The sequence below is a fragment of the Deinococcus radiopugnans ATCC 19172 genome (genome assembly GCF_006335125.1).
GTDB classification, from domain to species: Bacteria; Deinococcota; Deinococci; order Deinococcales; family Deinococcaceae; genus Deinococcus; species Deinococcus radiopugnans.
In genome coordinates, this window is record NZ_VDMO01000001.1 from 27947 (window position 1) to 54269 (window position 26323).

A 26323-nucleotide genomic window follows, 5' to 3' on the forward strand; every position below is an offset into this window, starting at 1 on the left:
GAATGGAGTGTCCCCCGTTGCTGTTACCCCGCGTTCCTGACCCCCGTCCCCCCCTCACGGCCCACCCACCATGCTGAGCTACGCCCTGCGCCGCATCCTCGGCATGGTGCCCACGCTGCTGCTGATCAGCGTGGTGTGTTTTGTCGTCATTCAGCTGCAACCCGGCAGCTTTCTGGATCAGTACCTGGAAGACCCGCGCGTGACCAAGGAAACCGTCGCCACCATCACCCGACAGCTGGGCCTCGATCAGCCGCTGTGGGTGCAGTACCTGAGCTGGATCAAGGGCATCGTGTTGCACGGCGATTTCGGCTATTCCTTCGCCAACGGGCGGCCGGTGGCCGAGCTGATCTGGGAACGGCTGGGCTGGACGGTGTTTCTGGCCGTCCTGACGCTGATCGTGTCGTGGCTGATCGCCATTCCGCTGGGCATCTACACGGCGCTGAACCGCTATGGACTGGGCGCCACCATCACCAATTTCCTGGGCTACATCAGCCTCGCCATCCCCGACTTTCTGGTGGCGCTGCTGCTGATTGCCCTGGTGCTGGGCGCGGGCGGCACCAACGTGGGCGGACTGTTCAGCCCGCAGTACATCGGGGAGCCGTGGAGCTGGCCCAAGGTGCTGGATCTGCTGAACCACCTGTGGATTCCCATGATTGCCATCGGCCTGGAAGGGGTGGCGGGCCTGATGCGCCAGATGCGCGCCTCCATGCTGGACGTGATCAACCAGGATTACGTGCGCACCGCGCGGGCCAAGGGGCTGGCCGGGCGGGCGGTGCTGTGGCGGCACGCGGTTCGCAACGCCGTCAACCCGCTGATCAGCCTGGCGGGCCTGAGCCTGCCCACGTTGATCAGCGGCACCATCATCGCCTCCATCGTGCTGAACCTGCCCACCATCGGGCCCTACCTCTACGACAGCCTGCTCAATAAGGATCAATACGTGGCCATGACCCTGCTGCTCTTTAGCGCGCTGCTGCTGCTGATCGGCAACCTGCTCTCGGATCTGGCGCTGGCCTGGGCCGATCCCCGGATCCGGTTCGAATGACGGCCCTTCCTGCAACTCCCGTGGTGAAGGGGCCGGAACGGCAGACCCCACTGGCGCTGGCGCTGCGGCGCTTCCGGCGCAACCGCGTGGGCGTGTGGAGCGCGTGGATTCTGGCCGCGCTGTACCTCGTGGCGCTGCTGGCCGGGTTTCTGTCGCCGTACTCGATCACCGCGCAGCACGCCGACTTTCCGTTCCAGCGCCCGCAGGCCGTACACATCGTTCACGACGGGAAATTGATGCGCCCCTTCGTCTACGGCGTCAAGAAGACCCGCGATCCGGTGACCTTCCGCTCCACCTTCGCGCCGGACACCGCCAACCCCAAGCCGATCCTGTTCTTCGTGCGCGGCGACGATCCGCTGGAATCGCGCTACAACTTCCTGGGCGTCTTCAGGAGTCAGTGGCACCTGTTCGGCGTGCAGGACGGCTATTACTTTCCGCTGGGCACCGACAAGTTCGGGCGTGACCTGTTCTCGCGCATGCTGGTCGGCTCTCAAGTCAGCCTGACGGTGGGCCTCATTGGGATTCTGATCAGCTTTACTATAGGCATCGTGCTGGGCGGGGTCAGCGGGTACTTCGGCGGCTGGGTGGACAACCTGATCCAGCGCGTGATTGAGGTGCTGCTGTCCTTTCCCCGCCTGCCGATTCTGCTGGCGCTGTCCACCATCATTCCCGCGAGCTGGCCCAGCACCTGGGTGTACCTGGGCATCATCGGCGTGCTGGCGCTGATCGGCTGGGCGGGGCTGGCGCGGGTGGTGCGCGGGCAGGTCATCAGCGCCCGCAACGTCGACTACGTGCAGGCGGCGCGGGCCATCGGCAGCAGTGATCTGCGGGTCATTCTGCGCCACATCATGCCCAACCTGAGTTCATTCCTGATCGTGACCGCCACGCTGGCGCTGCCGGGGTACATCCTGGGCGAGAGCGCGCTGAGTTTCCTGGGCCTGGGCATCAAGGAACCCATGACCAGCTGGGGGCTGCTGCTGAAGGACGCGCAGAATTTCGAGACCCTCAACCTGTATCCCTGGCTGCTGCTGCCCGGCGTGATGATCGTGCTGTCGGTGCTGGCTTTTAATTTCATGGGAGACGCCCTGAGAGATGCGGCGGACACCCAGAGCCGCTGAATAGAGTTGACGCCCCGCGCATACCGCGCTATATTTTTCCCATCACCGCCTGAAAGGGCGGTTTTTTCGTCCCCGCCCCGGCATCCCGCACCAACGTTTTCTCTCGGCTCAGGAGGCAAAGACATGGTGCAGTCCGCCCGCGCCCGGATCCTGGCCCGCTGGGCACGCCGCGCCCTGCTGAGTGGCCTGGGTGGTTTTGTCGTGGTGCAGGTTGCCCTGCGCGTATGGGTTCGGCGCCGTCCGCGCCCCATTCCCTATGGCTGGGCGTGGCTGCTGGAAAACCCCTGGCGGCGGCGCTACCGCGATCCTGTGCGGCTGGCCGGGGCCTGTGCCCTGCGCCCTGACGATCACGTCCTGGAAGCTGGCTGCGGGTCAGGGCTGTTCACCCGCGCCCTGGCCGAACGCTGTGCCCACCTGACTGCGCTGGACATTGAGCCCCGCTACCTGGCCCAGACGGCGGCCCGAACGGCGGGGCTCGGCAATCTGACGCTGCGGCAGGGCGACGTGGCGGCCCTGCCCTGCGCGTCCGGCAGTCTGGACGCCGTGGTGCTGATCTCGGTGCTGACCGAAACGCCCACGCCTGTGGCTGCCCTGCGCGAATGCCTGCGGGTGTTGCGCCCCGGAGGCCGGATCATTGTCGGCGAGGAATTTTTCGGCCCGGAATACGTGCGGCCCCGCACCGTGGACCGCTGGGCGGCAGCGGCTGGCCTGCGGCGCGTGGGCCGGCAGGGCAACGGCTGGGCGTATCTACAGGCTTACGCGGCGCCGTGACGGGCCTGGCCCACTCCGGCGCCTGACGGCAACCACCCACCTGTGGTGGTCCGATTCTGGTATGGAAGTGGTCTATAGTGACGGCCTATGGAACACCGTTTGGAAGAGTCGTGTGGGCGGTTCGGCGAGGCCAGTTCCGTTCACCGCGTCCGGGGCCGGGTGTCCCGTGGGTCTGGCAGGCGACCATGACCCGCGCCCCCCGCCTGCTGGGCCTGATGAACGGCACCAGCGTGGACGGCATCGACGCCGTGCTGATCGAGCTTCCCGGCTGGCCCGCCGTGGGTGGGGGGGGCCGCCCACCCGCACTGGTGGGGCCAGCGCCGCGCGCCACCGTGCTGGAACATCGCTTTACCCCCTTTGCCGATGACCTGCGCGCCGCGCTGCTGGCCGCCAGCCGCGACGAGGCGAGGACCAGCGAGATCACCCAGCTGAATGTCTGGCTGGGCGAGGCGCTGGCCGAGGCCGCCGCCGAACTCTCGGCCGACGCGGACCTGATCGCCAGCCACGGCCAGACAGTCCACCACATTCCTGCGCCGGATGAGGCGCGCGGCTGGCACACCCGCTCCACGCTGCAGATTGGCGAGGCGTCGGTGATCGTGGAGCGCACCGGCAAACCGGTGGTCTCCGATTTCCGCGCCCCCGACATGGTGGCCGGGGGCCAGGGTGCGCCGCTGGTGCCCTTCGCGGACCGCTTGATGTACGCCGAGGCGGGGGTGCGCCGCGCGGTTCACAACCTGGGGGGCATCAGCAACCTGACGTACCTGCCCGGACTGGACGAGGCGGGGGTGATCGCCTTCGACACCGGCCCGGCCAACGCCTTAATCGACGAGGCCGCCGAACTGTTCGGGGGGCGCTTCGACGACGGCGGGCGCATGGGGGCCAGCGGGCATGTGGCTGACTCCCTGGTGACCGCGTGGCGCAACGACGCCTATCTGGCCGCGCCGCCGCCCAAGTCCACCGGCCGCGAGCGCTGGAACCTGCAGCGCCTGCCGGGCGTCTTCGAGCTGAATGCCCGCGATATTGCCGCCACCGTGACCGCCTTCAGCGTCCAGACCGTGGCCGATGCCTACGCGCGGTTCATCGTCCCGCGTGGTCTCGACGAAATCGTGGTGGCGGGCGGCGGCGCCTACAACCCGACGTTCATGGCGCAGCTGCGGGCCGCCCTGGCCCCCATCCCGGTGCTGACCTTCGAGGAACGCGGCTGGAACTCCAGCGCCAGGGAAGCCGCCGCCTTCGCTCTTCTGGGGTATTACGCGTATCAGGGCTGGCAAAATACGCTGCCGCACACCACCGGGGCGCGGCACGCGGTGATCGCCGGGAAGCTGTCGCGCCCGGTGGGGGAGGGGGGCTGACTGCCGGCGTCGCGGCGCGTCCGTGCGGATGAGTGGTCCTGAGGACTCCGGCGCATCCGCGACGTCCACTCCGCCCTGTCACCGTCCGTTTCTCCCTTTCATCCCTGTTCAACCAAACTCCTGATCAGGTGCCGTGCTCCCACCGAAGGATGGTGTTCGCTCACCCGCTGCGCTGAACCTGGGCCGATACTGGACCCATGACGCGGCAGCTCATCCGGTGCGCTCTGTGCCTGCTGGCCTGCCTCCTGCCGGGCGCAGGCGTATCGCAGTCGGCCGCTCCGCTGCGCACCCCCGGCGCGGCGGACCGGGACCGCGACGGCTATCCGGACGCCGCCGAACTGGTGGGCCAGGACCGCGCCAACTTCGCCGACTGGTTCGCCGCCGTGGCCGAGAGCCAGTACTACGGGATGAACGCCGACTGGAAACCCGAGGACCGCGACTGCGGCGGCCTGCTGCGCTACGCCTTTGTCAACGCGCTGATGCCGCACGACGCGGCGTGGTTCGCCCGGTTCAAATTCCTGCCCCGCCCCCGTCTCGGCCCGGTGCAGGCGTTCAGCTACCCGCTGCCGGTGGTCAGCCGCTCGGTGTTTCGGGTGGCCGGCGGGGCGTACCAGTCGGGCGACATCCAGGCCGGAAAACTGGTGGGACGCACCACCGTCCAGTACCTCTCGACGTACTCGATGGTCCGGGTCTCGCGGGACCTGGCGCGGGCCAGACGCGGTGACCTGCTGATCTTCATCCGGCCCGACCTGCGTTCGTACCACAGCATGGTGTACCTGGGAGACGGCCGAGTGGTGTACCACACCGGGGCCAGCCCCCAGGAGGGCGGCGAGGTGCGGCTGCTGAGCGTCCAGAGCCTGCTGCGCTACGCCGAGCGCGCCTTTCACCCGGCGGGCAGCAACCCCAACTTTCTGGGCGTGTACCGCTGGAAGATCCTGGACTGAGCCCTGCGGCCAGCCCTCGCGTCAGTGCCGCAGCAGGACCTCGGCCTCCACCTCCACCGGAATGCCCCAGGGCAGTTCGGCCAGGCCCACCGCCGACCGGGCGTGCTGGCCGGTGTCCGGACCAAATACCTCCAGGACCACGGCGGAAAAGCCGTTGATCACCTGCGGCAGGGCCGTGAATCCGGGCGCGGCGTTGACCATGCCGTGAACCCGCACCCAGGCGGCGATCCGGTCCAGGCTGCCCAGTTCGCGGCGCAGGCTGCCCAGCACCGACAGCGCCACCAGCCGCGCGGCGGCCTGGGCCTGGGCCGGCGAGACCTCCAGGCCCACCTTGCCCAGCGGCCCGGCCAGCGTGCCGTCCGGCGCCTGCGGGCCGTGGCCGGACACGATGGCCCGCAGGCCCACCACCCGCACCATCGCGAACGGCAGCGCCACGCCGGCCGGCAGCTGAACGGCCGGCGGCAGGCTCAGGCCGAGTTCGCGCAGGCGGGCCTCAGCGCCCACGGAACCCACGGGCCGACTTCGGCGCCGTCCCACACGGTTGCGGCAGCCCAGCGTGTTCCACGTGGGCGGGGTGGCAGGCATGGGGCGTCATTCGGTCAGCGCCTGCCTGAAAAACTGGACCACTTCGAGGCGGGCGGCGGCCCTGGCCGCCGGATGGGGGGCCGACAAGCCCTCGCCGCCGCGGCCCCGGTGCACAAAAGGATCGTGGTAGGTATACGGGGCCTCGAACATGTTGAATCCGTGTTCGGCGCCGGGGTACACGACGGTCCGGATATGGGCGCGGTCCACGGGGTCCAGACCGGCGATCAGCTCGCGGTCCTCCTCGCCAGGGTCGTCGTAGCGGTCCTGTCCTCCCACCAGCACCAGGACGCTGGCCCCGGTCAGCCCGCGCAGGGCGTACCCAGGAACAGTGTTGTAGATCCAGCACGCCGGGTAGAAGGCCGCGTGGGCGGCGAACTGCTGGCCTGCGGGCAGGTACAGGTCACGGGCCTGCCGGGTGGCGCCCAGCAGGGTCACCACGCCGCCCCAGGAAAAACCCAGCAGGCCGATGCGGCGGGCGTCCACCTGCGGGTGTGCGGCCAGCACCGCGAAGGCCCCAAAGACATCCGGCAGGTTTTCGTGCGCCGCCGCTGGCCGGCCCGCCGCGCCGCCCGCCAGGCCACGCGCGCCAAACATGTCGAGTTCCAGCGTGGTGACACCCGCGCGGTTCAGGTCCAGCGCGTGCGCCTGCCCGCGCGAGTCGATGCCGTTGGAGCCGTGCGCGATCACGACCGCTGGTCCTGGCCCGTCCGCCCCGACCGGCAGTTGCAGGCGGCCACCAATCTGCACCGTCGTTCCGTCGAGGGCCTGGACCGGAAAACACAGGTGCCGGGTCAGCAGGGTGGGGAAGGCCTCGCCGTCTGCCGGGGGTGTCAGACTCACGCGGGCCACCGGGCGAAATGGACGGGGATCATGGGGCATCGTAGGAGGGCCGTATGGCGCTGTCAAGCGTGGTCCTGGCCTGAACGGCGGAGGCGGACGGCGGCCCATTGTCCCGCTGCTGCATCCTGTGCCACCACACCTGATTCATCACGTCTCCCGGCTTGCCTTTAAGCTATCTTGAGGAATGGTTCATCCGGCCCCGGCGGCCAGCACGCCGTTTTCCTCTCTGGCAGCAGACTTGCAGGCCGTTTCCGAACAGCTTGCGGGCGCCTCGTCTGCCGAGGCGGTCTGCGGCAGCATCCTCGCGTCGGTGGTGGGTGCCCTGGGCGCGGTGTCGGCCACCATCGCGCTGCTTGTTGCAGACGGGCAACCGCAGGCCGGAGAGCTGAAAGTGATCGCCCACCGGGGAGAGGGGGCGGACGCTCAACCACGCTGGCATGGCGTCCCAGGCCATCCCTCGCCCGCCGGTGACGCCGTACGGCGCCGCGAAGCGCTGTACTTCAGCACCCCTGCCGAACTGACCCACGCCTACCCGCATCTCGCGGCGCGGCCCATCCCCCTGTCGGCCTGCGCCGCGCTGCCGCTGGTGCTGGACGGGCAGGGCATCGGCACGCTGCTCGTGGAGTTTCGGGAAGCGCACGTCTTCAGGTCCGAACAGCAGTCTTTTCTGCGAATCCTGGCCGCGCAGGGCGCCACCGCGCTGGGCCGCGTGCAGCTGCTCAGCGAGCTGGAGGCGCGGGTGGCGGCCCGCACCGCCGAGCTGGAGGCGCAGAACCGGGCGCTGCAGGAGGAGGGCGCGGCCCTCGACGCCTTCGTGGCGTACAAGGAGTCGATCGGGGCCGAGCGCGACGTGGTGGCGCTGGCCCAGCAGGCGATTCACGTGCTGCGCACCAGTCTGTCGCACGTCAGCGCCGCGTACTACGAACTCGACGGCCCGCTGTGGAAGGCGCGGGCGTGGTCCAGCGACGTTTCTGACGAGGTCATGCAGCAGATCCGGGCGGGGGTGCCGCTGGACGCCGCCAACTTCGCCGAGGCCGCCCGCACGCGCGCCGCCGTGTTCGCCGACGGCTGGGACGCCGGCGCCAACAGCCTGCCCAGCACCGAGTCGTACGGCGCGGTGGCGCTGGTGCCGCTGATGATCGGTGAGACGCTGCACAGTCTGTTCGCGGTGGGCACCGCCGAGGCCCGCGCCTGGAGTGAGCGTGAGCGGGCCATCGTGCGGGCGGTGACGCGCGGGCTGGGGCTGACGCTGGAGCGCACCGAACATCTGCGGCAGCTGGCACAGGAACGCACCACCCTGGCCGCCCGCACGGCGGCGCTGGAGGCCTTCGCCGAGCTGACCCGGGACCTGTCCCTGAGCGCCGACCCCTACGGCCTGATCGAGCGGGCCGAGGCCACGGTGCTGTCGCTGCTGCCCCCCGGCTACGCGGCCTTCTGGGAAATCCAGGACGGGCGCTGGCACGCCACCCGGCTGACCGGTGACGTGGGCAGCGCAGAGTTGCAGGCGGTGATCGACGCGGGGCTGCCCGCCGGCCAGACCCCCACGCTGGACATTCCGCAGCGCACGCGCGCGCCGTTTTACCAGGACGTGTACCCGCAGGGGGCCGACACACCGGCCAGGGCGGTCAGTCACGTCAATGCCGTGGCCACCCTGCCGGTCCTGGTGAACGGCGAGGTGCGCGGGGTCTTCAACGTGCCGCTGTTTGACGTGCGGGCGTGGAGCGAGTCCGACCGGGCGGTGCTGGAGACGGTGGTCCGCAGTCTGGGGCTGGCGCTGGAGCGTTCGGAGGTGCAGCGCGCCCTGGACCAGACCCAGCACTACCTGCGGGTGGCCGCCGAGAACGCGCCGATTCTGCTGTTCGTCACCGATGCCCAGGGGGTCTTCACGCTCTCGGAGGGACGTCTGCTGACGCAGCTCGGGCTGCGGCCCGGTCAGGCGGTGGGCCATTCGGCCACGGCCCTGTTCGCCCGCGAGCCGGACCTGCGCGAGGGACGGCGGCTGGCGCAGGCGCTGGCCGGCGAGGTGGCCCACGACCTGACGCATTTCGCGAGCACTGGGGTGTCGCTGGAAAGCTGGTTCATTCCGGTCAAAGACAGCCGGGGCGCGGTGACGGAGGTGGTGGGCGTGTCGCTGGACGTCACCGAACGCCTGGAAGCGCAGCGCCGCATCGAGCGCGCCAACGAGGCCCTGCAGCGCAGCAACGCCGAACTCGAACAGTTTGCTTACGTCGCGTCGCACGACCTGCAAGAGCCGCTGCGCACCATCACCAGTTTCTCGCAGCTGCTGACCAGCAAGTACAGCGGCCAGCTGGACCCCCGGGCCGAGACCTACGTCCGCCTGATCAACGAGGGCACCGGGCGCATGGCCCAGCTGCTGCAGGACCTGCTGGCCTTTGCGCGCGTGACCAGCGGGGCCGAGACGCTGGTGCCGGTGGACACCGGCACCGTGCTGGCGCAGGTGGTGGGCGACCTGCATGCGCAGATCGAGCGGACCGGCGCGCAGGTGCGGGTGGACCGGCTGCCCGCCGTGCTGGGCGACGTCTCGCAACTGCGGCAGGTGTTCCAGAACCTGATCGGCAACGCCCTGAAATTCAGTGATCCGGCCCGCCCCCCGCTGATCAGGGTGAGCGCGGCGCACGACGGAGCGTTCATCCGCTTCTCGGTGTCGGACAACGGCATTGGCATCGCGCCGGAATTCTACGAGCGTATCTTCACCATTTTTCAGCGCCTGCACGGGCGCGAGCAGTATGAGGGCAACGGCATCGGCCTGTCGATCACGCGCAAGATTGCCCAGCGGCACGGCGGCGAGGTCTGGCTGGAAAGCACGCCGGGCGAGGGCACCACCTTCTTCCTGACCCTGCCGGCCATGGCCGCTGAAACGGGCTGAGGGCTGTCCCGGCGGCCACCGACGCAGCCGCAGTCTGGGCTGGCCCCCACTGCGGACCCGGCCCCGGACTGCGGTGCCGGCGCGTGGTCCGATTTTTCTGTGACGGCTGGCGCCACGAGCCGTGGCCCACGTCGTGGCAGACGGATGGGAGGGCGCCTGGTGTGACGGCTCAGCGTGGTCAGGGGTCAGCGGCGCACCGCAGGAACGCTCACTCGACCTCTTCCGCGGCCACCAGCGCGGCCCGGCGGGTGTTCCTGTCCAGCTTGGCGTAGACCGCCGAGGTGGCGATAGACGCGTGGCCCAGTACATCGGCAACGACGTGCAGGTCTTTGGTGGCGCGGTACAGTCGCGTGCCCGCCGTGCGGCGCAGCGCGTGCACCCCGCGCAGGGTTTCGTCCAGTCCCAGCAGCCGCCCGTAAGCCGAAACCACGCTGTACAGCCCACGGTTCGAGAGCCGCCCGTGGCGGGCCGCCGGCTGGAAGGACACCAGCAGCGCCCCGTGGTCTGCTGGACCGTGTGGCACTAGGGCGGCGCGGGCCGTCAGCCAGCGGCTCAGGATCGCCAGCGTGCCCGGCGGAATGTCGACGGTGCGCGCCTTGCGCCCCTTGCCGTGCCGGACCCGCAACCGGGCCGCGCGCAGGTCGAGATCCCCCACATCCAGCCGCACCATCTCGTCGAGTCGCAGGCCCAGCCGCGCGCCCAGCACCAGAATGGCCAGGTCCCGGGCCTGCCGCTCGGGGGGATGGCCCAGGGCCTGGGGCAGCGCCAGCAATTCGCCCAGCAGCGGGGTGGGCAGCGCCCCCTTGCGCTCATGGGCCGCCGTACGGGTCCTGGGGGCGCGCACCTCACGCGTGGGGTCCTCGTCCAGCACCCCGGCCCAGACCAGCGCGCGGGTCAGGGCCCGCACCCCATACAGGTAGGTGCGGGCGCTGTCGGCGGACAGGCGGGCGGTGCCTGGCGACTCGTGCGCGGTGCGCGGACGGCGCGGCCGGGTGCGCAGGTGCAGCAGGTACTGCTCGACGTGCTCGCTGGTCAGCTGGTTGAGGGCCAGGGTCTGCGCCCCGCTCCAGCACCACGCCAGAAAGTCGCGAATCGCCAGATGGTAGTTGCGCAGCGTTCGGTCACTGGTGTCGGAGCCGGCCACCCCCTTGAGGCGAACGTGATACGTCACCAACCCGCACAGGGCGGCCACGTCCCGAGCCTGGACCGCCTGCATCGCCTGACTGCGCCGGGCGGCGGTGTGGCTCCAGGGAGAGGCCAGGACAAGATCAGTCACTCAATCATGTTACTGTTGCTTATAACACTAAGCAACAGTAAGCCCAATCTTCGACGCCACGGCAGATACAGTGGGTGTCCCAGCTCCGACACACCCGCCGCCCACTGGGACAGAGGTCTGTCACCGAATCTCAGCAGTGAAGGGGGAAACCGGTGGGTCCGACATCCCGCCACCTTTGAGCCAAGCGGGAAGCCGAGCGGGAAACCGTCACCGCACCCGTGGCCGAGAAAAATATGATCCGTCGCGCTGGGCGGACGCGAGCAGCAGTGACACCCCTATATATCTATATATGGTGCGGCCCACGGCGGGCGCCGAAGAGCGCTCCGCCCTGAAACCTGCTGTGTACTGCCGCTCACGGGTCATCCTGATCGGAGCGCGTATGCTGGCCCCGCGCGGGGCCGGAGTCTTCAACCTGGGCTGACCCGCAGAGGTAGCGCCATGCCCACCACCCCACCGTCCCCCTCCGTGATTCGCCGCCTGTACCGTCTGTTGTGGCCGTACCGCGCCACCCTCGGCCTGGGCATGCTGCTGCTGGTGGGCAGCGTCGCGGCTGAACTGTACCCGCCGCTAGTGTGGGGCCGGGTGATCGACGTCGGTTTGGCGCGGCGGGACTGGACCTTCGTCGCGTGGCAACTGGCGCTGCTGGTCGGCGTCTATGCCCTCCAACAACTGCTGTCGGCCTTCCAGGGCCTGCTGCTGGAGCGCACCGGGCAACAGCTCACGCTGGACCTGCGGCTGCAGCTGTACGAGAAGCTCGCGGGACAGTCGGCAGCGTACTTCGGAGAGCAGCGCACCGGCGATCTGCTGGCCCGCGTGACGGCGGACGTGGACGGCATTCAGGACGTGCTGCTGCGCGGCATCAACACCGTGCTGGGCAACGCGCTGCGCCTGACGGGCGTCATCGTCATCTTTCTCGCGCTGCAACCCCTGCTGGGGGCGGTGGTGGTGCTGCCCATGATCGCCGTGGCCCTGCTGCTGGCCCGCTACAACCAGACCGTGCGCCCGGCGTACCGCGCCGCCCGTACCCGCCTGGGGGACCTGTCGGCCACCGTGGCGGACCGGCTCTCGGGCATCCGGGTGGTGCAGGGCTTCGCCCGCGAGGACGCCGAGGCCCGCAAGGTGGCCGCCATCGGCCAGGCCCTGTACGACGAGGGCATGAAGGCGGTGGTGATCCGCAACCGGGCCTTCCCGCTGGTGCGTTTCATCGCCAACTTCGGCAACATCCTGATGCTGGGCGGCGGGGTGGTGCTGATTGCGCGCGGGCAGTTCACGCTGGGCGGCCTGCTGGCGTACCGCGGCTACGGACGGTACTTCTACGGCCCCATCGACGATCTGGTCAGTCTCAATGACCTGTTGCAGCGCGCCGAGGCCAGCGGGCGGCGCATTTTCGAGGTGCTGGACGCCCCGGTGACGGTGCTGCAGCGTCCGGACGCCGTGGCGCTGCCCCGGCCAGTGCGCGGCGAGATTGCGTTCGAGGACGTCACGTTCGGCTACGATCCAGCCCAGCCGGTGCTGCGCGGGTTGAACCTGCGGGTGGGTGCCGGCGAGCGGGTGGCGCTGCTGGGCGAGTCGGGAGCGGGCAAGAGCACCCTGATCGGGCTGCTGACCCGCGTGTACGATCCCCAGGCCGGGCGCGTCACCCTGGACGGCCACGACGTGCGGGACCTGACCCTGCCCTCGCTGCGCCGCGCCGCCGCCGTGATGCCGCAGGAGACCTTCCTGTTCTACGACACGGTGCTGGAGAACGTGCGTTACGCCCGCCCCGCCGCCACACCGCAGGAGGTGGACCTGGCCCTGGAGCGGGCCGGCGCGGCCTCTTTTGTCGCGGCGCTGCCCCAGGGCCTGAACACGGTGGTGGGTGAGCGCGGCGTGCGGCTCTCGGGCGGGCAGCGCCAGCGGCTGGCCATTGCCCGCGTGCTGCTTGCCGATCCGGCCGTGCTGCTGCTCGACGAGCCGACCAGCGCCGTGGACGCCGAGTCCGAGGCGCTGATCGTGCGGGCGCTGGAGGAGGCCATGCAGGGGCGAAGTGCGCTGATCGTGACGCACCGGCTGTCGCTGGCCCGCAGCGCCGACCGGGTGGTGGTTCTGGAGGGCGGCGTGATCGTGGAAGATGGTCCGCCCGCCGTGTTGCGCGCCAGAAATGGCCGGTACGCGGCGCTGGAACGCGCGCAGACGCCGGGGCAGCCCGAGCGAGTGTGAGGGCTGGTGCTCCAGCCTGCACTGCGCCGCCCTGATTCTGGACCGCGCTGACCCTGCGCCACCCTGATTGGCGGTTCGCGCCCTTTCCCGGACCTGGAGGCTGAACCCTCCCAGCGCACGGCAGCACCGGGCGGCCACAGCCTCAGCGCCGCGTGCGCCGCCCCTGGAAGGCGGCCAGCCGCGCCGCGGAGACCTCGCCGGCCCGCACCGCCGCCTGCACCGCGCAGCCGGGTTCGGTGGTATGGGTGCACTTGCGATAGCGGCACTGCGCGGCCAGCGCCTCCAGTTCCCCAAAATCGCCGGCGTCGGCGTCCCACACCGCGATGTCGCGCAGCCCCGGATTGTCGATCAGCAGCCCCCCACCAGGCACCAGATACAGCGTGCGGCTGGTCGTGGTGTGTCTGCCCTGCTGGTCGCTGGCCCGCACCTCCCCGGTGGGGGCGGCGGCTCGGCCCAGCAGCGCGTTGGTCAGGGTGGATTTGCCCACCCCTGACGAGCCGATCAGCGCCAGCGTGACCCCCTTGGTCAGCAGCGCCCGCAGCCCCTCCAGACCCTGGCCGCTCTCGGCCAGGGTGACGTGGATTTCCAGCCCTGGCCCCAGCGTGCCGAGCTGCCGGACCCACCACCCCGTGTCCGCGTGCAGATCAGCCTTGTTGAGCACCAGCACGGGCCGCGCCCCACTCTGCTGCACGGCCTGCACGTAGCGTTCCAGCCGTTCCAGATCGAAGTCCGCGTCGGGCGCGGTGACGATCAGGACGAGATCGACATTGGCCGCGATCACCTGTTGCCGCAGCGCCTGGGACCGCCGCGTGTCCTCCGACGCCCCCAGCGCCCGCGCAAAGGTGGTGCGCCGGGGCAGCACGGCCAGAATGCGCCCGGCGCCGTCGGCGGCCCTGTCCAGCACGCACCAGTCCCCGATGGCGGGCGTGAGGGTGCCCGCGTGCCGCGACGCGCCCGCCAGCCGGGCCTCCTCCTCGCCGTGCAGGCCGCGCACGCCAAACGTCTGGCGCTGCACTCCGACGACGCGTACCGGGGTGAGGCGGGCACGCTCCTCGGATGACAGCGGGGCGACGTACGCCTCGAAGGCCTGCTCGAAGTCGTCGCCCCAGCCCAGCGCCCGCAGTTCAGACGACATGACGGCTTCCGGCCCGGCGGGCACACGTTCCGGTGATGTGTAGTTCAGAGTGGTTCATGCCCCCATTGTGTCGTGTCAAATGCGGTCATGCTTGAATCCGGACTGAACCGACGTTGGGAGACCGGACACGTGAGCACCGGGCGCGCCGGGCTGGGGCGCAGGCCATGACGGACCTGACCTCAGGGTCCTCCCGGCTGCCTCCCGCGTTCTGGAGGGGGCTGCGCGCCTTTGTGCCGCTGATTCCGGGCGTGGTGCCCTTCGGCATGGTGGCGGGCATCGCGGCGGTTCAGGCCGGATTCTCTCCCCTGCAGTCGATGGCCTTCTCCGTAATCGGGTACGCGGGGTCGGCCCAGCTGATCGCGTCGCAGCTGTTCGCCGCCCACACGCCGGTCGTCCTGATTGTGCTGGCCACCCTGGTCGTGAACCTGCGCTTTGCTATGTACTCGGCCTCGATCCGCCCGCTGCTGGCCGGCGTGTCGGCCGCGCGGCGCTGGCCGCTGGCCTACGGCCTGACCGACCAGTCGTACGCGGTGGCGCTGGGCCGCCCCGCGGCCGAGACGAACCCGGCCGCGTACTACGCCGGGGCCGCCACGCTGATGTGGCTGACCTGGCAGGTGGGCACGGCAGTCGGCGCGCTGCTGGGCGCGCGGATTCCCGCCGACTGGCCGTTGGACTTCGCCGTGCCGCTCAGCTTCATCGCGCTGCTGGCACCGGTGCTGAGGAGTCGCCCGCAACTGCTGGCCGCGGTGGTCTCCGCGCTGGTGGCCGTGGCGGCGCACGGCCTGCCGTTCCGCCTGAACCTGATGCTGGGTGCCCTGTGCGGCGTCGCGGCGGGGCTGCTCGCGCAGCGTGTGCTGGGCCGCCGGCCGTGATCATCTGGCTGCTGATTCTGGGCGTCGGGGCCGGCAGCCTGCTGCTGCGCGCGTCGGTGCTGGTGCTGCTGCGTGACCGGCCCTGGCCGCAGAGCGTGACCGCGTCGCTGGGTCTGGTGCCTGCCGCCGTGCTGGCCGCGCTGATTGCGCCCGAACTGCTGTACGCGCCGTCGACGGGCGCGTTCGATCCGGGTGGTCCACGGCTGGCGGCCGGCCTGCTCGCGGCGGCGGTGGCCTGGAAAACACGCGACGTGCTGTGGACCCTGGCCAGCGGGCTGGGGCTGCTGCTGGCGTTTCAGGCCCTGGGCTGGCGCTGAGCCGCGCAGCGGCGCCTGACGGGCGGAGGGTCATGGGGGGGCAGTGGCCCGCATCCGCGCACAGGGACCCACAACAACGGGCCGGGCCGTTCTGGTAAGATGGACGATCTCACTCCCCGGAGGTCTGTATGCGACGACTGTGGACGGCGGTTTCCGTGATGGCGCTGGTGGGCGTGGCCCAGGCGGCCCCCAAGTATTTCGTGCAGGCGGACGTGGTGCGCGGGGCGCCCGGAGCACAGGGGGCGGTCTGTGTCGCCAACAGCGTGTTCTATCCGGGCGAGCAGGTGGTGTGGCGGGCCAAGGTCTTCGACACCACCACCGGCAAGGAACTCACCGAGGCCCAGGTCAAGGCGGCGGGCCTGGTGCTCACGGCGAGTCTCGACAACGGGGCCAAGGCGACGCTGAACTACGTGCCTCACGGCTCGAACGGGAAGATGGACCTGTTCTGGGCGGGCGGCTGGCAGACGACCAGCAAGACGCCCACCGGCACGCTGAAATGGACCGTGACCGTCAGGGACAAGGCGGGCAACACGGCCACTTTCCAGCCCATCGGGCAGGACGTCGGCCTCGCGGTGCTGACCATCGCGGCCAAGCCCGCCACCACCAAGTAGGTTGCCCCATGCCGCAGGCCCCCGCCGAGGTGGCCGGCGGCGTCACGCTCTCTCCCATGCCGAGGAGCCGTCATGATGAACCGTTCCGCGCGGGTGCTGTCCGCCCTGCTGGCCCTGGCCACCGCGTCGCTGGCCGCCGCCGGCACCCTGACCTTCAACGTGCCGGGCGCCACGGTGGGCAGCACGGTTCAGGCCGAGGCCGAGGACCTCGCGCCGGACAGCACCTACGATCTGGTGTGGTACAGCGGCGACGCGCAATGGGTGGCCGCCGACGGCAAGTTTGGCGGCATCACCGCGCCGGAAACCCGGCGAACCCTGCAGCAGGTGCGTTCGGACGCGGCGGGGAGGGCGGTCTTTACCTGGACGGTACCCGAGGACTACGGCTACGTTCACAACGTCAAACTGGAGCGCGGCGGCGAGGAGGCGGCCCGGCAGGGTCTCACGGTGGTGCCGGAATTGAGCCTCAGCCCGACCTCGGGTCCGGCAGGAACGCCCATTACCGTGAAGCTGACCGGCGTGGGCTACCGCTTCTGGGAAAGCGTGTGGCACCTGCTGTACGAGGGCAAGCACACCGGCTGGCTATCGGCCATCACGACCAAGGGGACGGCCACGGCGGTGATTCCGGCGACGGGCACCGGCCTGAACGTGCTTCAGGTGCTGTCCGGCACGCACCCGGTGCCGTATCTGAACCAGCAGCAGGCTCCCATTTACCTGCCGCTGGTGCCCACGGTCCTCAGCCAGACGTTCACGGTCACGCCGGGCGCCGCGGTGCCCAGTCCGCCTGCCGCCGGGCAGGGCCTGGCGCGCACGTCCCGTCCTGCCCCAGCTTCCGGGAGCACCCCGCACCTGTGGACCGACCATCTGGACGGCCCGGTGGGCAGCCCGGTGGTGATTCGCGGTGAGGGGTTCGCCGCGAACCAGCCGGTGGCCCTGAGCTGGAGCAGCGTGACCGGGAACCGCATTTCCGGCCAGGGCTGGGAAACCCAGCAGCGCCCCCTGCCCAGCGTGACCAGCGACGCCCAGGGCCGCTTCGAGCTGCTGTGGCTGACCCCCGACGACCTGGGCGGGGCGCACGACATCAGCGCCGACACGCCGGCCGGCCGCGTCAGCGTCCAGTACACCATCACGCCGAGCGTGGCGGAAGTTGCGCCCCGGGTGGTGGCGCCGGGCGGAGACATTACGGTCACCATGAAAGGCGTCGGCTGGACCGAGACCGCCAACATCTACACCCTGCTGCTGGACAACAGCTTTCTCGGTTACGGCTGCGCCTTCAACAGCCGGGGCGACGTGACCATTCATCTCAAGGCCCCCGGGCAGCCCGGCGTGCATTACGTGAACCTGTTCCCCGCCATCTACGCGGGCACGCTGGCCGGTCCGGGTCTGGCCGCTGGGGCCACCCCCAACGCGACGTACTTTCAGCTGCCGATGCTGAACTTCAGGGACCATCCCGGCGAGCGCTTGCCTGCCTTTCAGCTGTCGTTCACCGTGCAGGCGCCCTGACCGGGAGCCCAGCCCAGCGCGCCACCTAGCCCAGTGCCGCCAGCAGGAAGGCGTACACGTCGGCCTTTTCCTGCAAGATCAGGCGGGTGGGCTTGCCCGCGCCGTGCCCGGCCAGCGTCTGCACGCGCAGCAACACCGGAGCCTCGCCGGCCTGAGCGCGCTGCATCTCGGCGGCGAACTTGTAGCTGTGGGCCGGGACCACCCGGTCGTCGTGGTCCCCGGTGGTCAGCAGCGTGGGCGGATAGGCCTGCGGACTCAGGTTGTGCAGCGGGCTGTAGGCGCGCAGCACGTCGAAATCCTGCGCGTCGTCGCTGCTGCCATAGTCGCTGACCCAGGCCCAGCCGATGGTGAAGTGCTGGAAGCGCAGCATGTCCATCACGCCGACGTGCGCCACCGCCGCGCCGATCAGTTCGGGGTGCTGGGTCAGCGTGGCGCCGACCAGCAGGCCGCCGTTGCTGCCGCCCTCGATGCCCAGGTGCGGCGGCGAGGTGTAGCCGCGCGTAACCAGAAACCGCGCGCAGGCGGCGAAATCGTCGAACACGTTCTGCTTGTTCGCCCGCGTTCCCGCCTGGTGCCAGCGCTCGCCGTACTCGCCGCCCCCGCGCAGGTTGGCCACCGCCAGCACCCCGCCCGCCTCCAGCCAGGCCAGCCGCGAGACGTCGAAAGCCGGGGTCAGGCTGACGTCGAAGCCGCCGTAGCCGTACAGCAGTGTGGGATGCGAGCCGTCCAGGGGCAGGTCCCGCCGCGCCACGATGAACAGCGGCACCCGCGTGCCGTCCGCGCTGGCGGCGAACTCCTGGCGGACCTCGTAATCGCCGAGGTTCACGGCCAGTTCCGGCGTCCACAGCGGGGTCAGGGTTCCGTCCACCGCGTCGAGCCGATACCCGGCGGCCGGGGACAGATAACTGGTGAAGGTGAGGAAGACCTCGTGGCGGTCAGGGTGCCCGTTCAGGGCGTCCACCGTGCCCAGCCCCGGCAACGCGACCAGGCGGGCGTGCTGGCCGTGCCGGTCCACCAGCGTCAGTCGGCTCGACGCGTCTTCCAGGGTGTGCAGCACGAAGCCGCCCGCCACCAGCGTGGCGCCCAGCAGGCGGTGCTGACCCTCGGGCACGATGTCCTGACGCTCGCCGGTTTCCAGATGGTGCGAGATCAGGCGGCCCAGCGGCGCGTCCTGATCGGTCAGAAAGTACAGCCGCGGCCCGTCGTTGCCGACGAACTGGAAGCTGGCCCCGAATTCGGCCACCACCTCCTGAAACGCGCCGCCCTCGCCCAGCGGACGCACCCAGATCAGGTTCTGGCGGGCGGTGCCCTTCCAGACGTTGACGACCAGCCACTGCCCGTCGTCGGTGACGGCGGCGCCGAAGCCCCATTCGGGCTGATCGGGCCGCTCCAGAACCAGTTCGTCGGCGTCCTGGCCGGTGCCCAGGCGATGCAGCCACAGACGCTGGTTGAGGTTTGCCCCGCTCAGACGCTGCCCGTCGTCGGGGCGGTCGTAGCGGGCGTAATAGAAGCCGCGGCCGTCAGGCAACCAGCTGGCCCCGCTAAACTTGCTGTCGGGCAGGACGTCGGGCAGGTCCAGACCGCTGGCGACGTCGCGCACCCGCCATTCCTGCCAGTCGCTGCCGCCCCTCGACACGGCGTAGGCCACTCGCGACGCGTCGCGGCTGACCGCCAGCCCGCTCAATGAGACGGTGCCGTCGTCCGACAGCGCGTTGGGATCGAGCAGCACGCGGCCCTCGTCGGTGGGCGAGGCCATGACGTACAGCACGAACTGGTCCTGCAGGCCGCTGTTGCGAAGCTGAAAAAACACCTCGCCCTCCTGCCACACCGCGCTGCGCCGGGGAAAATCCCACAGCTCGGCCAGCCGCTCCAGCATTTGTTCGCGCTGCGGCAGGGCGTCCAGCACCCTGCGGGTGTGGGCGTTCTGGGCCTCGACGAAGGCCTGCGTCTCGGGGCTGTCGGCGTCTTCCAGCCAGCGGTAGGGATCGCCCACCACCTGACCGTGGTAGGTGTCGGTGTGGCCGCTGCGGCGAACGGCGGGAGGTGTCGGAGAGGGGGGCAGGGCCATGCGTCAGCCTAGTGCCGGTGCCCTCCTCCCCGAAAGAGCGAACGCTTCATGTGGGGCTGAGCTTTCCGGCGGCCGTGACAGGAAAGCTCAGGCTCGCGGGACTGCCCGGCAAGCCGTCACCGCCGCGCCGCTGCGGCCCTGAATCTGCCTTCTGGACGGTGCGCTGTGATGGTTCCCGCGTCCGGATGACGGCGGCCAGTGGCCCGCCCCGCTCCTCCGTGCTACGGGCGATGATCGGCGGGCCGCTGCAGGGTCAGCTGCATCCGGCCCACCGTCCGCTCCGAGGCGACGGCCTGACACGCGAAGAGGTGACGCTCCCCCTCCTGGGCGGTGGCCCGCGCCCCAAAGGTCACCGACTCGCCGGCCCAGCAGAAATCATGCGCCTCGACGCTGGCCTGCGGAATCCAGAACGGCGCACCCTCGCCCAGGCTCAGGCCGGCGAGCTGCGAGAGCTGGCCCATCAGGATGGCCACCGGCATGGCGGGGTAGCGCTCGAAATGACCGGCACACGCGGCGGCCGGCACCTCGGCGATGTGCCGGGTCCAGGTCCCGTCCTCCAGCGACAGCTCGCCGGCCGGCAGCGGCGGCATCCGGTCCAGGGGCTGCCCCACGAAGTCGGGCCGCTCGCGTGAGCGGAACAGCCGGGCAAAGGCGTTGTCGGTCAGGATGGTGTACTGCACCTCGACCTCGGCCAGCGGCTGCCCCGCGGCGGACGCCTGGATGCGGGCCGTGGCCTCCCGCCGGGTCAGGTCCAGCAGGCCGGCGCGCAGCGTGATCCGGGCGCCGTAGGGCGCGTGGCTGGCAAAGCCCTGGTAGGCGGCGCGCTGCGCGAGGTAATAGCGGCGCTGATCGTCAGGCTGTGCGAGGGCCGCCGCACACAGGCCCGCGATGGCGGCGTGCCGGCTCAGTTCCGCGCCCTGAATGGGGCCGAGTTCCGCACTGGGGGGCAGCTCCGCCTGAACCTCGGCCAGCAGGTCCTGGTCCTCGCGGCGCAGCGCGTCCAGCGCAAAGTAGGGGGGGCGAACACAGATGCGGCCCAGCAGATCGTGGGCGTCGAGACGGGGACTGGTGGGGCGGCAGAGTACTGGACTGGCACTGGGGACCATGGAACCTCCGGAAATGTCGGTTGAACTGGGTGTTTCAGGGTACTGTGTCCACCCGGCCCAACGAACCGCAAATCTTCGCATTGCGGCGCGGCCCGCCTGGCCGGTCCTAGTTCAGGCGCTGGTGCCAGCCCGCGTTCAGGTCCGGCTGGCCCGAATCCAGCAGGGCTTCCAGGCGTGCGGCGTCCAGCGGCCGGGCAAAAAAGTAGCCCTGCGCGAAGTCGCAGCCCAGGCCGCGCACAGCGTCCACCTGCTCCTGCGTCTCGACGCCCTCGGCCACCACCTGCAGGTCCAGGGTGCGCGCGATGCCCACAATGGCCGTGATCAGCGCCACGGCGTACTGCGGCGCGCGGCGCGGGGAGGCCAGGTCCTCGATAAACGAGCGGTCAATTTTGATGCACCCGATGGGCAGGTCGCGCAGATAGGCCAGCGAGGAGTAGCCGGTGCCGAAGTCGTCGATGGCGATCTCCACCCCCAGCCGCTGCAGGCCCCGCAGGGCCGTCTGCACCAGAGTGGGACTGTGGATCACCGCGCCCTCGGTCAGTTCGAGTTCCAGCCGGTGGGCCGGCAGGCCGCTGAGCAGCAGGGTCTGCTTGACCTCGTCGACGAACGTGGGCTGCGCGAACTGCACCGGCGAGACATTGACCGTGATCTTTCCGGCCCAGCCGTGGTTCTCGCGCCAGTGCCGCGCCTGAAAGCAGGCCTGCTCCAGCACCCAGCGGCCCACCGCCATGATCTGCCCGCTAGTCTCGGCGATGGGGATAAAGACGCCCGGCGAGATGGCCCCGAACTCGGGGTGACTCCAGCGCACCAGCGCCTCAATCTTGCTCATCTCTCCGGTCTTCAGGTCGTAGATGGGCTGATAGACCAGCGACAACTGGTCTCTGCTCAGGGCGAACTGGAATTCGCGGGTCAGCAGAATGGTGCGTTCCAGCTCGGCGTCGAGCGCCGCGTCGAAGCGCCGGATCCCGTTGCGGCCCGCCTTCTTGATCTGGTACATCGCGGCGTCCGCGTGCCTGAGCAGGGTCTCGGCGTCCTGGCTGTCGTCGGGATAGACGCTGATCCCGATGCTGGCACTGAGCTGGATCTGCTGGCCGCACACCAGGAAGGGCAGGGCCAGTCCCGCCAGCAGCTGCTGGGCCAGGGCGGGCGCCCAGGCGGGCGGCGTGTCCCGGACGATCACCACGAACTCGTCCCCGCCAATGCGGGCCGCCAGATCTCGCGGCTTGAGGACCGCCTGCACCCGCCCAGCCAGGTCGCGCAGCACCTCATCGCCGGCGCTGTGCCCCAGGGTGTCGTTGACCATCTTGAAGCCGTCCACGTCGATAAACAGCAGCGTGAAGGGCTCGCCGCGGTCCACGGCCTCGCCCAGTTCCCGTTCCAGACGCAGGCGGCTGGGCAGGCCGGTCAGCAGGTCCGTATGCACCAGGCGCTGCAGTGTCTGTGCCCGCGCCTGGACGCTGGAGAGGCGGTCCTTGTACCCGATGAACGCCTGGGTCAGCGTCAGCAGCGTGAGGTTGGCGAGCAGCATCTCGATCAGCGCGAACAGCACGCCGCCGGACTGCGCGGTCCAGCCGTTCAGCGCGGCGTAGCCGACGCTGCACAGCACCATGGCCGCGAAGAAAGCGAAGGTGAAGCTGCGCGCCGCCTTCAGGCTGGGGATGAACAGCGACAGCACGTAGACCGCCGGAATCCAGAAAAACGATTCGGTCATTTCCACCTGGATGGAGGGGCCGGGCGGCAGGAAATACAGCAGATAGATCAGCTTGCTCAGGAAAAACCCGCAGGACAGCAGCACCAGGGCCGTGACCACCCGGTCGGTGAGGCGCGGCCTGCGCCACAGCACCAGTTCCAGAATCAGCAGCCCGCTGGTGAGGGCGGGGTAGGCCAGCCGGTCGAAAGCATTGGCCTGGCCGCTCAGGGGATCGAGGACCGCGCCCAGGAAAAAAGCAACGGCCGCGACCGGCATCGCCAGCAGCAGAATCAGCCGCCAGCCGTCTGACTGGGCTGAGCGGGCGAGGAAATAGCGGGCGAGACGCGTCATTGTCCCGGCGATAATACGCAGCGGTGCCAGACTCAAACCTTACTTTTTGCAAGGACGAAGGCAAGTGGGAAATGGGTGGCTGGGGAAGGCCCGATTGTCGCTGACTCAGGGGGCCGATGGGGTTGGTTCTCCGGTCACGGCCAGTTTCCCTTTGCCACGCGCGGACAGCGCTGTGGGCGCTCAGCGGGGTGCCCGGCATTCAGGTTGCGGGTTCTGGTGCTGGAGCAACGACACGAACACTGGTGTCAGCACGGGGTCGAAGTGCCGTCCCGCCCCGGCCGAGATTTTGGCCAGCGCTTCTTGCGCGGTCCAGGCCGCCTTGTATGGCCGCGCGCTGGTCAGCGCGTCGTACACGTCGCACAGGGCAATGATCCGCCCGGCCACGCTGATCTCGCCCGCCACCCGGCCGGCCGGATAGCCGTGACCGTCCCAGCGCTCATGGTGGTCCCGGATGCCTTGCAGGGCGGCGTCAGGCAGGAACTCCAGCCCCGTGGCCAGACTCAGGCCCCGCTCGACATGCGAACGCAGCAGCGCGCGCTCGGAAGGGGCCAGCTGCCCCGGTTTGGTCAGCAGGGTGCCGGGCAGGGTGAGCTTGCCGATGTCGTGCAGGAGCGCCCCCCAGCGCAACGCCTGCGTCTGGGCCGGCGACCACGCCAGCGCCCCGGCCATTCGCAGCGCCAGTTCCGTCACGCGGTCCGTGTGGTCCCCGGTGCTGTGGTCGCGCGCCTGCAACATCTGCCCCAGGACCTGCACGCAGGCTTCCTGTGCTTCGCTGTCCTCAGAATGAGCGGCGAGGCGGCCAGTGATCCACCAGGCCAACATGCTCAAGGAGACGCGCGCTGGTCACGCGCCGGCTGCACGAAAAGAACGGCTAAAAGTGTCATCGGATTCCGACCGCAGGGTCTGCAAAAACGGTGAACTCCGGGCAGAGTCGAGGTGTAAAGCGGTTAGGGTCCGCGTCTGGGAGAAGCCCTCTGCTGCAGGGCCGTATGGCGAAAACCTGGCCGCCGGAAGAATGTGACCTGTCCCGGACCGAAGACAGGTCTCCTGAGACCGCGCTGCACCAGCGGGTCTGACCCCAATCCGCCTGTGCCAACGTCCCGTCCGCAGCGGGGCGGGGCGTCGCAGATGGCCCGGAAGTTCGGAGCATGTGCCCCTTCTTTCCGGTAATGCCGAGCCGGACACCCGGCAGGGAGAGTCGCATGCTTGCAGCGTAGAAGGCAAATGCTCACAACGGCCTGCCAGCCGGGCTGAATAAAGACTGGCCTGCCCGGGCACAGGAATGCGTCCGCGCCCGCGCAGACCTGCAGCCTCACCCATCCCGCTGTGCGGCCCCGAATCCGGCGCCAGCACACGGATTCTCAGTGTAATCACGTTCGGGAAAGCTATGAACAGCCTTGGCAGGAGGAGCGGGAAGGGTGGGGCCAGGTGCGGTCACCGACGTCACCTGATCACGGCTTTCGATGGCCGGGCGTGACACTAGGGCCCCCGGTACGGCGGGCTGCTCAGACCGGGTCCGTCGCGGTGCCCTGGCTCCCGCCGGAAAGCAGCGTCCGGACGGCGAACAGATGACGGGTCATGCGGCGCACGGCGGCGTCGGCGTCGCCGTTCTCCAGCGCCTGCACGATGCCGTCGTGAACCCCCACCAGCTCCCGCCGCTGGGCCAGATTGGGCGGGCGGGCCGCCGCCGCCGAGTAGATCAGGTCGATCAGCGCGTCCAGAAACAGGCTCAGAATCGGGTTGTGGGCGGCCCCTGCGGTGCGGCGGATGAAGCCGAGGTTGAGCCGGGCCACGCTGTCGAAGCTCGCGCTCCCGAAATCCAGCGCCCGGTAAGCGTCCGCGATCCGCCGCAGCTCCACGAGGTCATGCGCCTGCGCCCGCTCTGCGGCCAGCCGCGTGCAGGTGACGGTCAGCTCGAACCACGCGTCGAGCAGCGTTTCGGGGCCGGTGCCCGACAGGTGGCGGAACGCCTCGACGGTGCGCCCAAGGGGAGCGGCGGCCGGTTCACCCACCAGAATTCCGCCGCCAGGACCGGTCTTGGTGCGGATCAGGCCCTCGTGCTCCAGCATCCGCAGGCTCTCGCGCACCCCGGCCCGGCTCACCCCGGTGGCCGCCTGCAGGTCCCGTTCGGCGCAGATGCGGTCCCCAGGCTGCAGGCGGCGGCGGCGAATCTCCTGCTGGATGTGGGCCGCGACCCCGTCGCTGACCCGTGACCGGGGTGGCATCGGGGGGGGAACATGGGCGTCGGTGGGCATGGGGTCCGCGCAGTTTAGGGCAAAGGCAAGGTCCGCTCTGCACTGACCGCGCTGCAACAGGGCATCGGAGGCGTGACCCTGGGCAGTCCATCACCTGTCATGGATGCTAGAAGTCGATGTTTTGGTCCATTGCTGCCGCGACGCGGGGACCGTGCTGAACGGACGCCGTAAATTGAGTACACTCAATCAAACTTTCGCCCACATCAGAACGCAGCGGCGCCCGGCCGCAGGCACATGCCCAGGGAGGGTCTCTTGGATTTCATGCTCAACGACGAGGCACGTCAGCTTCAGCAACTCGCCCGCACCTTTGCCGGGCGCGAGATCATTCCGCAGGCGGCGGAACTGGACCGCGCCAAGGCCTTTCCGCAGGCCATCTATGATCAGGCGCTGGCCCTGGGGCTGCTGAACCTGACGGTGCCGGAGGAATATGGCGGCGCGGGGCTGGGCTGTCTGGCCCTGACCCTGGTCACCGAGGAACTGTGCCGGGGCTGCGTGGGCGTCGGCGCGGCGCTGAGCATCAACTCGCTGGCCGCCGACGCCATCATCCACCACGGCAGCGAGGAGCAAAAGCAGTGGGTGCTGCCCCGACTGGTGGCGGGTGAACTGGCCTCTTACGCTGCGACGGAGCCGGGCGGGGGCAGCGACGTGGCCGGGCTGCAGACCCGTGCGGTGCGCGACGGCGATGAATATGTCCTGTCGGGCAGCAAAACGTGGATCAGCAACGCCAACCTCGCCTCGTTCTTCGTGGTGTTTGCCCGGACGGGTGAGGGGGGCAGCCGGGGCCTGAGCGTCTTCATCGTCGAGCGCGGCACGCCGGGGCTGCGCGTCGGGGAGCCGCTGGACAAGCTGGGCCAGCGCTGCGCCCCCACCTGCGAGGTTTTCTTCGACGGTTGCCGCGTTGCCGCCTCGCAGCGCATCGGGGAGGAGGGTCAGGGCTTCCGCATCGCGATGGACGCCTTTGACCATTCCCGCCCAATGGTGGCGGCCTTCGGGGTGGGCGTGCACGCCCGCTGCCTGGAAGAGAGTCTGGCCTACGCGCAGACCCGGCAGACCATGGGGCAGCCGATCATCCGCCATCAGCTCGTTGCTGCCAAGCTGGCCGAGATGTCCACCTCGCTGGAAGCCGCCCGGCTGCTGACCTACCGCGCCGCGTGGCTGATCGACCACGGCCAGCGCAACACCCTGGCCGCCTCGCAGGCCAAGCTGTTCGCCGCCGAGAGCGTGATGGCGGCGGCCACCGAGGCCGTGCAGATCTTCGGCGGCATGGGGTATTCGACGGAATATCCGGTGGAAAAGCTGTTCCGGGACGCCAAGGTGCTGCAGATCTACGAGGGCACAAGCGAGATCCAGAAGCTGGTGATCGCCCGCGAGTTGCAGCGGTAAGCCAGGACACCACGAACAGGG

At 69.7% G+C, this 26323-nt stretch carries 21 protein-coding genes; 12 read left to right on the forward strand and 9 right to left on the reverse strand.

The features are described 5' to 3' along the window. Positions 1-70 precede the first annotated feature (70 nt). The 5 genes from FHR04_RS00125 to FHR04_RS00145 all read left to right on the forward strand — a co-directional run bounded on the left by FHR04_RS00125 (position 71) and on the right by FHR04_RS00145 (position 5227). Entirely contained in the window at positions 71-1042 is a 972-nt protein-coding gene (locus tag FHR04_RS00125; protein ID WP_139399714.1) for an ABC transporter permease, read from the forward strand. Further along, complete coding sequence (locus FHR04_RS00130) at positions 1039-2160, forward strand: ABC transporter permease (RefSeq protein ID WP_139399716.1); 1122 nt, start codon at positions 1039-1041, stop codon at positions 2158-2160. The genes FHR04_RS00125 and FHR04_RS00130 overlap by 4 nt, the downstream gene beginning before the upstream one ends. 123 nt (positions 2161-2283) lie before the next feature. Then, positions 2284-2931, forward strand: coding sequence for a class I SAM-dependent methyltransferase (locus tag FHR04_RS00135; protein WP_139399718.1), 648 nt, complete (start codon positions 2284-2286; stop codon positions 2929-2931). A 185-nt stretch (positions 2932-3116) separates the two neighbouring features. Beyond that, positions 3117-4283: an anhydro-N-acetylmuramic acid kinase gene (locus FHR04_RS00140; RefSeq protein ID WP_139399720.1), complete on the forward strand. Its 1167-nt coding sequence runs from the start codon at positions 3117-3119 to the stop codon at positions 4281-4283. 197 nt (positions 4284-4480) lie between these two features. Further along, positions 4481-5227 (forward strand): DUF1175 family protein, encoded by a 747-nt coding sequence (locus tag FHR04_RS00145; protein WP_139399722.1) that lies wholly within the window; start codon positions 4481-4483, stop codon positions 5225-5227. Positions 5228-5248: 21 nt separating this feature from the next. On the opposite strand, the gene FHR04_RS00150 is transcribed toward FHR04_RS00145, so the two are convergent. Together FHR04_RS00150 and FHR04_RS00155 are read right to left on the reverse strand one after the other, a co-directional pair. Next, entirely contained in the window at positions 5249-5812 is a 564-nt protein-coding gene (locus FHR04_RS00150; protein WP_139399724.1) for a RidA family protein, read from the reverse strand. A gap of 6 nt (positions 5813-5818) precedes the next feature. Beyond that, on the reverse strand, positions 5819-6652 hold the full coding sequence (locus tag FHR04_RS00155; protein WP_170213789.1) for a dienelactone hydrolase family protein: 834 nt from the start codon (positions 6650-6652) through the stop codon (positions 5819-5821). 184 nt (positions 6653-6836) lie between these two features. Between FHR04_RS00155 and FHR04_RS00160 the strand changes: the two genes are divergently transcribed. Continuing rightward, on the forward strand, positions 6837-9539 hold the full coding sequence (locus FHR04_RS00160; protein WP_139399728.1) for an ATP-binding protein: 2703 nt from the start codon (positions 6837-6839) through the stop codon (positions 9537-9539). Positions 9540-9747: 208 nt separating this feature from the next. Here FHR04_RS00160 and FHR04_RS00165 read toward each other — a convergent pair whose 3' ends face one another. Continuing rightward, complete coding sequence (locus tag FHR04_RS00165) at positions 9748-10815, reverse strand: tyrosine-type recombinase/integrase (RefSeq protein ID WP_139399729.1); 1068 nt, start codon at positions 10813-10815, stop codon at positions 9748-9750. A gap of 438 nt (positions 10816-11253) precedes the next feature. On the opposite strand from FHR04_RS00165, the gene FHR04_RS00170 reads away from it, so the two are divergent. Beyond that, on the forward strand, positions 11254-13014 hold the full coding sequence (locus FHR04_RS00170; RefSeq protein WP_139399731.1) for an ABC transporter ATP-binding protein: 1761 nt from the start codon (positions 11254-11256) through the stop codon (positions 13012-13014). A 142-nt stretch (positions 13015-13156) separates the two neighbouring features. Here FHR04_RS00170 and rsgA read toward each other — a convergent pair whose 3' ends face one another. Further along, positions 13157-14149: a ribosome small subunit-dependent GTPase A gene (gene rsgA / locus FHR04_RS00175; RefSeq protein ID WP_139399733.1), complete on the reverse strand. Its 993-nt coding sequence runs from the start codon at positions 14147-14149 to the stop codon at positions 13157-13159. Between the two features lie 164 nt (positions 14150-14313). On the opposite strand from rsgA, the gene FHR04_RS00180 reads away from it, so the two are divergent. The 4 genes from FHR04_RS00180 (at position 14314) to FHR04_RS00195 (ending at position 17449) form a co-directional block, all read left to right on the forward strand. Continuing rightward, positions 14314-15021: an AzlC family ABC transporter permease gene (locus FHR04_RS00180; RefSeq protein ID WP_139399735.1), complete on the forward strand. Its 708-nt coding sequence runs from the start codon at positions 14314-14316 to the stop codon at positions 15019-15021. Further along, complete coding sequence (locus FHR04_RS00185; protein WP_139399737.1) at positions 15018-15338, forward strand: AzlD domain-containing protein; 321 nt, start codon at positions 15018-15020, stop codon at positions 15336-15338. The genes FHR04_RS00180 and FHR04_RS00185 overlap by 4 nt, the downstream gene beginning before the upstream one ends. Before the next feature lie 128 nt (positions 15339-15466). Then, positions 15467-15949 (forward strand): hypothetical protein, encoded by a 483-nt coding sequence (locus FHR04_RS00190; RefSeq protein WP_139399739.1) that lies wholly within the window; start codon positions 15467-15469, stop codon positions 15947-15949. 72 nt (positions 15950-16021) lie between these two features. Beyond that, the gene (locus FHR04_RS00195; protein WP_139399741.1) at positions 16022-17449 is read left to right on the forward strand and encodes a hypothetical protein; all 1428 of its coding nucleotides are present in this window, start codon (positions 16022-16024) and stop codon (positions 17447-17449) included. Positions 17450-17474: 25 nt separating this feature from the next. Here FHR04_RS00195 and FHR04_RS00200 read toward each other — a convergent pair whose 3' ends face one another. The 5 genes from FHR04_RS00200 to FHR04_RS00220 all read right to left on the reverse strand — a co-directional run bounded on the left by FHR04_RS00200 (position 17475) and on the right by FHR04_RS00220 (position 24919). Then, a complete protein-coding gene (locus tag FHR04_RS00200; RefSeq protein WP_139399743.1) occupies positions 17475-19517 on the reverse strand; it encodes a prolyl oligopeptidase family serine peptidase in 2043 nt (680 codons plus the stop codon). Positions 19518-19738: 221 nt separating this feature from the next. Then, positions 19739-20623 (reverse strand): hypothetical protein, encoded by an 885-nt coding sequence (locus FHR04_RS00205; RefSeq protein WP_139399745.1) that lies wholly within the window; start codon positions 20621-20623, stop codon positions 19739-19741. Between the two features lie 106 nt (positions 20624-20729). Next, positions 20730-22664, reverse strand: coding sequence for a putative bifunctional diguanylate cyclase/phosphodiesterase (locus FHR04_RS00210; protein WP_139399747.1), 1935 nt, complete (start codon positions 22662-22664; stop codon positions 20730-20732). 180 nt (positions 22665-22844) lie between these two features. Next, positions 22845-23486 carry an HD-GYP domain-containing protein gene (locus tag FHR04_RS00215; protein WP_139399749.1) on the reverse strand — a complete coding sequence of 214 codons (642 nt, stop codon included), beginning with the start codon at positions 23484-23486 and terminating at the stop codon, positions 22845-22847. A gap of 683 nt (positions 23487-24169) precedes the next feature. Further along, a complete protein-coding gene (locus FHR04_RS00220) occupies positions 24170-24919 on the reverse strand; it encodes a FadR/GntR family transcriptional regulator (RefSeq protein WP_139399751.1) in 750 nt (249 codons plus the stop codon). A 261-nt stretch (positions 24920-25180) separates the two neighbouring features. Here FHR04_RS00220 and FHR04_RS00225 point away from each other — a divergent pair, with 261 nt between their 5' ends. Further along, positions 25181-26302 (forward strand): acyl-CoA dehydrogenase family protein, encoded by a 1122-nt coding sequence (locus tag FHR04_RS00225; RefSeq protein WP_211344154.1) that lies wholly within the window; start codon positions 25181-25183, stop codon positions 26300-26302. The last annotated feature ends 21 nt before the right edge of the window (positions 26303-26323 follow it).

What these genes read in the sequence shown, in the direction of transcription:
- FHR04_RS00215 (WP_139399749.1), bottom strand. Translation starts at nt 23,486, where the DNA reads ATGTTGGCCTGGTGGATCACTGGCCGCCTCGCCGCTCATTCTGAGGAC.
- FHR04_RS00150 (WP_139399724.1), bottom strand. Translation starts at nt 5,812, where the DNA reads ATGCCTGCCACCCCGCCCACGTGGAACACGCTGGGCTGCCGCAACCGT.
- FHR04_RS00125 (WP_139399714.1), top strand. Translation starts at nt 71, where the DNA reads ATGCTGAGCTACGCCCTGCGCCGCATCCTCGGCATGGTGCCCACGCTG.
- FHR04_RS00190 (WP_139399739.1), top strand. Translation starts at nt 15,467, where the DNA reads ATGCGACGACTGTGGACGGCGGTTTCCGTGATGGCGCTGGTGGGCGTG.
- FHR04_RS00140 (WP_139399720.1), top strand. Translation starts at nt 3,117, where the DNA reads ATGACCCGCGCCCCCCGCCTGCTGGGCCTGATGAACGGCACCAGCGTG.
- FHR04_RS00205 (WP_139399745.1), bottom strand. Translation starts at nt 20,623, where the DNA reads ATGGTCCCCAGTGCCAGTCCAGTACTCTGCCGCCCCACCAGTCCCCGT.
- FHR04_RS00170 (WP_139399731.1), top strand. Translation starts at nt 11,254, where the DNA reads ATGCCCACCACCCCACCGTCCCCCTCCGTGATTCGCCGCCTGTACCGT.
- FHR04_RS00180 (WP_139399735.1), top strand. Translation starts at nt 14,314, where the DNA reads ATGACGGACCTGACCTCAGGGTCCTCCCGGCTGCCTCCCGCGTTCTGG.
- FHR04_RS00195 (WP_139399741.1), top strand. Translation starts at nt 16,022, where the DNA reads ATGATGAACCGTTCCGCGCGGGTGCTGTCCGCCCTGCTGGCCCTGGCC.
- rsgA (WP_139399733.1), bottom strand. Translation starts at nt 14,149, where the DNA reads ATGTCGTCTGAACTGCGGGCGCTGGGCTGGGGCGACGACTTCGAGCAG.
- FHR04_RS00225 (WP_211344154.1), top strand. Translation starts at nt 25,181, where the DNA reads ATGCTCAACGACGAGGCACGTCAGCTTCAGCAACTCGCCCGCACCTTT.
- FHR04_RS00160 (WP_139399728.1), top strand. Translation starts at nt 6,837, where the DNA reads ATGGTTCATCCGGCCCCGGCGGCCAGCACGCCGTTTTCCTCTCTGGCA.
- FHR04_RS00210 (WP_139399747.1), bottom strand. Translation starts at nt 22,664, where the DNA reads ATGACGCGTCTCGCCCGCTATTTCCTCGCCCGCTCAGCCCAGTCAGAC.
- FHR04_RS00220 (WP_139399751.1), bottom strand. Translation starts at nt 24,919, where the DNA reads ATGCCCACCGACGCCCATGTTCCCCCCCCGATGCCACCCCGGTCACGG.
- FHR04_RS00130 (WP_139399716.1), top strand. Translation starts at nt 1,039, where the DNA reads ATGACGGCCCTTCCTGCAACTCCCGTGGTGAAGGGGCCGGAACGGCAG.
- FHR04_RS00145 (WP_139399722.1), top strand. Translation starts at nt 4,481, where the DNA reads ATGACGCGGCAGCTCATCCGGTGCGCTCTGTGCCTGCTGGCCTGCCTC.
- FHR04_RS00135 (WP_139399718.1), top strand. Translation starts at nt 2,284, where the DNA reads ATGGTGCAGTCCGCCCGCGCCCGGATCCTGGCCCGCTGGGCACGCCGC.
- FHR04_RS00200 (WP_139399743.1), bottom strand. Translation starts at nt 19,517, where the DNA reads ATGGCCCTGCCCCCCTCTCCGACACCTCCCGCCGTTCGCCGCAGCGGC.